Genomic DNA, 4,964 nt, shown 5'->3' with positions numbered 1-4,964 from the left:
GGGGTGGATGACGGGACTCGAACCCGCGACAGCCAGGATCACAACCAGACCCCCGCAGGGGGTCATATTCTGTTGTCTACCAGCCCGAACAGTGGTCTGCCTGCCTGGTGATCTGCACTCTACACGCGGACATATCACCACGCAATTACCTGCAAACGTACACCTGAGACGTGCGATAAGGTTGCAGCGTGGCCAGCACACGCCGATCGTGGGGCACCGTTCGCGGCATGAGGAACGGTGCATACCAGGCGTCGTACGTCGCCCGTGACGGCGTTCGCTACTACGGGCCGCACACCTACCGTGCAAAAGCGGATGCTGAGGGTTGGCTGTCCTCTGAGCGGAAGCTGATCGAGCTGGGGGAGTGGAAACCGCCGGCCGAGCGGGCCGCCGAGCAGGCCGCGAGCATGATCGTGTTCCGTGACTTCGCGACCCGATGGCTGGCCGAGCGGGATCTCTCACCGAAAACCCGATGGATGTATCAGACGTTGCTCGACAGTCGGATTCTTCCGGCGTTCGGTGATGAAGCGGTCCGCGACATCACGCCCGCGCTCGTGCGTACATGGTGGGCAGGACTCGGCAAAGCGACGCCGACACGATCGGCCCACGCTTACCAACTGCTCAAGACGATCTTCAACACCGCGGTTGCGGACAAGCTTGTAGCCGAGAATCCGTGCCAGGTCGCCGGGGCCGGTAAGCCGCCGAAGCGGCGCGAGGTCGAGCTACTGACACCGGCCGAGCTGGTCGACGTCACGGCCAAGATGCCGGAACAGTACCGGGCGGCCGTACCCGTAGCCGCGTGGTGCGGACTCCGGTTTGGCGAACTGATCGAGTTGCGGCGCAAGGATATAGCGCGTTCGGATGGTCGCATGGTGTTGCGTATTCGGCGATCAGCAACCCGAGTCGACGGCAAACTCGTCGTCGGGCCGCCAAAATCGGATGCCGGCATTCGGGACGTTCACGTGCCGCCGCACGTCGCGGACATGCTCACCGAGCATATGAAGGCGCACACCGGCCGCGGTCCAGAGTCGTTCGTGTTCACCACAACTCGCGGACTCCGGCTATCGCAGACGGCGTTTACAAAGCCATTCAAGGCAGCGTTGCCGAAGGGCAAAGCGCATGTGCGCGTGCACGACCTACGCCACGTCGGAGCGGTCCTCGCCGCACAGGCCGGCGCGACCACAAAGGAACTGATGGCGCGGCTGGGGCACACCACGCCCGAGATGTCGATGCGCTACCAGCACGCGGCCGCCGATCGAGATGCCGCGATAGCGCGGAAGCTGTCGGAACTAGCCGACCAGTAGTGCGACACGCCCGTAGACCTCGAGAAATCTGGGCACTTTCTCGTACCCCGCCATCTACCTCCGGCTACCCGCCACCACCTGGCGAAGGGAACACTTTCTGCGTGCTGCAAGAGCCCTAGCTCTGCAAGGCGAGACGAGACGAGTGAAGACGAGTGGAGGCGAGACTGGTGTATGCAGAGCATCCAAAGCACTGCCCCACAACATAGTTCGGGCAAGGTGCAGCAAGGGTCACGAGTCCCCTTACCCCCTGGGCGGGAAACTCACCGTTAACACGATGACTTGCACACAAGGGCTCAAACAGGGGATTTCCCCACCTAGGCTTGGTTACTAGCGGACACAAGTCCGCACGAGAAGTCGGTGGCGGGCGCGCGATCTTGGCGGACACGGCGCCCACCACCGACCTGAACAGAAACCACGAAAGGTGGTCCCCAATGGCCCACGATAGGCGCTCGTCCGTGCCCGCGAAACCCGAACCGGCACGCCGCTACAACAAGTCTGCAGCACAGATCGCCGACGAGTTCGGCGTGCATCCCCGCACCGTGCGCCGCTGGCTCGCCGAGGGGCGGATCACCGGCCGGCGCGTCGGTCCGCGCGTGATTCGTTTCGACGCGAATGAGGTTGCGGCGCAGCTACTCGGCGGTGTCGGCGGTGCCGCGTGAGCACCGATCCCGACTACCAGGCACTCGAGAACCACGCTGATCTGCTCGACGACGACTTCCAGGCCGACGCGATCGGCGGTGAGGTCGGTTGATTGCAATGAGAAACCCCGCCGGGGCGAACGGCGGGGCTCCGAAAGATTCAGCGGGTGGCGGGAATCTCGACATCGAGTCTATCAACCTCGACGCCTACTTGGACCCTGCCGACCGCCTCATGTTGGCCGCGTTGCGTGAGGGGAACTACGTCCTCGCCGTCGTCTGCCGTGTGTGCGGTTCCCCGCTGACCGCGAAGCGATCACGCCAGCTCGGCGTCGGTCCGGACTGCCGGAAGCGGGTGGCCGGATGAGCCTCACCTATCCCGAGGCGCTCGAGATCCGTGCGCGCCTTGTGAATCTGCCGATACCCGACGGCCTCGACCGGGCACAGTTCAACGCCTTGCTGACGGCGGGAGTCCGCGACGTCCTGCTCGCCGAGCTGGACGCGCTCGACGAGATCCGCGCGAGCAAGGACGCCGCGGTCGAAGTCTCCCAGGCACTGCCGTGGGGCGACGCCGGCCGACGTATCGCCAATCGTCGCCAATGGTTGGCCGCGAACCCGTGGGCTGTCCGATCGACAACTTCAGAAGTTCTCGATCGGCGGGTGATCGGATGAATCTCCCAAGAGGTTGGATACGCGGGTCAGATGCACCCAAGTCGCGGCCGGTGAAATGGCTTGTCCCTGAACGTCTCGCCCGCGGTCACGTGACGTATCTGTTCGGCAATGAGGGCATCGGCAAGTCCACGTGGTGGGTGCGCGAAGTCGCGAAACTCACCGCGCTGCGGCTGTACGTGGTTCTCATCATCACCGAGGACGGCTGGGAAGATTCCGCACGCCCGCGCATGGAAGCGGCTGGTGTTGACCTCGATTACGTGCTCGTGCTCAACGTCGCCGAAGATGACGACGATTTCGAGATGGGCATACCCGGACCCGGATACCTGGCTGATCTCGACGGACTCCCCGACATCGCGCTCGTGGTTGTCGACGGACTCGCCGACGCCACTGCGGTCGTCAACGGCGGCCTGCCCAAGGCCACCGAGTGGCGGCCGGTGATCAACGCGTGGAAGCGGTACGCCCGCAAACGTAACGCCGCGGTCCTCACCCTGGGGCACACGAACCGGGACACGCTCAACGGCACTCGCGGCGCGGTCGGGCTCTCCGGTCAGATCCGGCAGAGCATCCGGCTCAACCTGCTCGCCCAGCGCGACGAGGACGGCCGTCTGGCGATCGGCGTGGAGAAGTCCAACATATGCCGCGACGATCAGCCGGCCGAACTTTTCGACATTACCGAGGTCACTGTGGAAGGCATCACGATCACCGTGGCTCGTCCGGTGGGCATCGCCGAGCAGTCTGCGAAGGAGATGTTCTCGACGATGGCCGCCCAATCACAGGTGGCCGAGGACGAGGCCGAGAGCGAACGGGTCGACGGCTGCGCGGCCGACCTTCTCGGCGTCGTCGAGAAGGAATGCGACGGGAGCGGCTGGCTGCTCGCCACCGACGCGTCTGACCTTCTCCGCAAGGGTCAGGCCGCCAGCAAGACGAAGTGGTCGGACTCGCAGATCGGGCGTGCGCGCACGAACTGCATCAAGAAGAAGTTCATCGAAGCCAGCCGCCGCGAGAACCCCAAGGGCCCGTGGTTCTGGCGTCTCATCCCCGAGTAGGTGCGTTGTGTGCGTTGTGGCTCTGACCAGCACAAACACGTGCGTTGTGGACTGCGTTCTGGTGCGTTCTGGTGCGTTCTGGACCGCAGCCACAAAAACCCCAGGTCAGAGCCACAACGCACCACCGCGCACCACAACGCACACCAGAACGCAGTCAAAACCGCAGGTCAAACCCACAACGCACACAACGCACGAGGAAACGAAGGAACCATGTCACCTGACTGGAAGACAATTCACACCGCTCCAGCAACCTCGCCAGCCCACCTCAGAGAAACGTGGGTCGATGAGTTCGACACCGCGATCTTCCATCGGCCGATTCACATGTGGGCTACGCAGCAGGACCAATACATCGACATCGACGGCGGTGTGACGACATTCATCGAGCCCGTGGTCATCGTGGACGGCTACCCGGTCGCAGCCCACCTCGGGATCGAGTTCACCGAGCGTGCCGTCATTCTGCGAGAGGTGGCAGACGGTCCACCGCCACCCGACCAGGAGGGGCGTCCACGTGCCGACTGGCTCTGGAAGAAGTTCTGCGAACGCAAAGGCATCGACTACACACCCCTCGCTGAAGTCGAGACCCGATGATCGACCGCGACGCATTCGAGAGCCTTTCCGAACTCTGCGACGAGATGACGTGCCGACCGTGGGACGGAACGCTGGCCCACCTTGCCGAACTTTCCTGCCGGCAGAACGAGGCAACCGAGGTCCTGACCGCGCACGCCGACTGGATGACCACAACGAAGGCCCGAGTCGAAGCGTCAGGCGAACCGTGGAACACGGTGTCATGCCGAGCGCAGTCTCGGCGTGACGGTGACCTCGCAGCACCACCCGAGTGGATCGGCGAACTCTCCGAACGATTCACGCCCGAATGGAAGGTGCGCTGATGGTTGCCAAGTATCGCGGTCCCGCTCGCCGCGAAGGTGGCTGGGTCGATCTGACAGCCGAGATACTGCGCGGGACCGCCGACCTGTCCGGGGCGAACTGCATCGGTTCCGAGACGTTGTTCGACCCCAAGGCACGCAACGAGGAATCCGTCGATGCCGCGTACCGGCACCGGGCCGCGGCCGAGCTGTGTCGCACCTGCCCCGCTGTCGACGCTTGCGCGCGTTGGGCGGCAACGCAACCCGACACAAACGCTGTCGTCGGTGGCCGGCGACCCGTCCTTCCCGGCAACCCCGGCCGACCCCGAAAGGCAAGTGCAGCATGAGCCCGATAGATGAGATCCGCGCCAGCGTGCTGCGATACGCCGAGGAACGACAACTGCGGACCTACTCGCCCGCACTCTCCCTGTTCATCGACTACCTGTC

General features: G+C 64.2%; 8 protein-coding genes. All 8 read left to right on the top strand.

Going from position 1 to position 4,964, the window contains the following annotated elements; translation table 11 throughout:
• The first annotated feature begins 227 nt into the window (after positions 1-227).
• Complete coding sequence (locus MKW15_RS23965) at positions 228-1,301, top strand: tyrosine-type recombinase/integrase (protein WP_240862851.1); 1,074 nt, start codon at positions 228-230, stop codon at positions 1,299-1,301.
• Between the two features lie 431 nt (positions 1,302-1,732).
• Complete coding sequence (locus tag MKW15_RS23960; RefSeq protein ID WP_240862849.1) at positions 1,733-1,960, top strand: helix-turn-helix domain-containing protein; 228 nt, start codon at positions 1,733-1,735, stop codon at positions 1,958-1,960.
• 97 nt (positions 1,961-2,057) lie between these two features.
• Complete coding sequence (locus tag MKW15_RS23955) at positions 2,058-2,303, top strand: DUF6011 domain-containing protein (protein ID WP_240862847.1); 246 nt, start codon at positions 2,058-2,060, stop codon at positions 2,301-2,303.
• Positions 2,300-2,608: a DUF2742 domain-containing protein gene (locus MKW15_RS23950; RefSeq protein ID WP_240862845.1), complete on the top strand. Its 309-nt coding sequence runs from the start codon at positions 2,300-2,302 to the stop codon at positions 2,606-2,608. The genes MKW15_RS23955 and MKW15_RS23950 overlap by 4 nt, the downstream gene beginning before the upstream one ends.
• On the top strand, positions 2,536-3,654 hold the full coding sequence (locus MKW15_RS23945) for an AAA family ATPase (protein ID WP_308221102.1): 1,119 nt from the start codon (positions 2,536-2,538) through the stop codon (positions 3,652-3,654). The genes MKW15_RS23950 and MKW15_RS23945 overlap by 73 nt, the downstream gene beginning before the upstream one ends.
• Before the next feature lie 321 nt (positions 3,655-3,975).
• Positions 3,976-4,242: a hypothetical protein gene (locus tag MKW15_RS23940; protein WP_240862843.1), complete on the top strand. Its 267-nt coding sequence runs from the start codon at positions 3,976-3,978 to the stop codon at positions 4,240-4,242.
• Positions 4,239-4,541, top strand: a complete 303-nt coding sequence (locus MKW15_RS23935; protein ID WP_240862841.1) for a hypothetical protein — start codon at positions 4,239-4,241, stop codon at positions 4,539-4,541. Before MKW15_RS23940 ends, MKW15_RS23935 begins: the two co-directional genes overlap by 4 nt.
• Complete coding sequence (locus tag MKW15_RS23930; protein ID WP_240862839.1) at positions 4,541-4,864, top strand: WhiB family transcriptional regulator; 324 nt, start codon at positions 4,541-4,543, stop codon at positions 4,862-4,864. The genes MKW15_RS23935 and MKW15_RS23930 overlap by 1 nt, the downstream gene beginning before the upstream one ends.
• Positions 4,865-4,964: the final 100 nt, after the last annotated feature.

The organism is Gordonia gummivorans, from assembly GCF_022513585.1.
GTDB lineage: Bacteria > Actinomycetota > Actinomycetes > Mycobacteriales > Mycobacteriaceae > Gordonia.
The sequence above is the reverse complement of the archived record's forward strand: the minus strand, read 5'-3'. Positions and strand labels throughout refer to the sequence as shown.

Coding starts and splice junctions, on each gene's coding strand:
- MKW15_RS23940 (WP_240862843.1), top strand. CDS start 3,976: ATGTGGGCTACGCAGCAGGACCAATACATCGACATCGACGGCGGTGTG.
- MKW15_RS23960 (WP_240862849.1), top strand. CDS start 1,733: ATGGCCCACGATAGGCGCTCGTCCGTGCCCGCGAAACCCGAACCGGCA.
- MKW15_RS23950 (WP_240862845.1), top strand. CDS start 2,300: ATGAGCCTCACCTATCCCGAGGCGCTCGAGATCCGTGCGCGCCTTGTG.
- MKW15_RS23955 (WP_240862847.1), top strand. CDS start 2,058: ATGAGAAACCCCGCCGGGGCGAACGGCGGGGCTCCGAAAGATTCAGCG.
- MKW15_RS23945 (WP_308221102.1), top strand. CDS start 2,536: ATGGTTGGCCGCGAACCCGTGGGCTGTCCGATCGACAACTTCAGAAGT.
- MKW15_RS23965 (WP_240862851.1), top strand. CDS start 228: ATGAGGAACGGTGCATACCAGGCGTCGTACGTCGCCCGTGACGGCGTT.
- MKW15_RS23930 (WP_240862839.1), top strand. CDS start 4,541: ATGGTTGCCAAGTATCGCGGTCCCGCTCGCCGCGAAGGTGGCTGGGTC.
- MKW15_RS23935 (WP_240862841.1), top strand. CDS start 4,239: ATGATCGACCGCGACGCATTCGAGAGCCTTTCCGAACTCTGCGACGAG.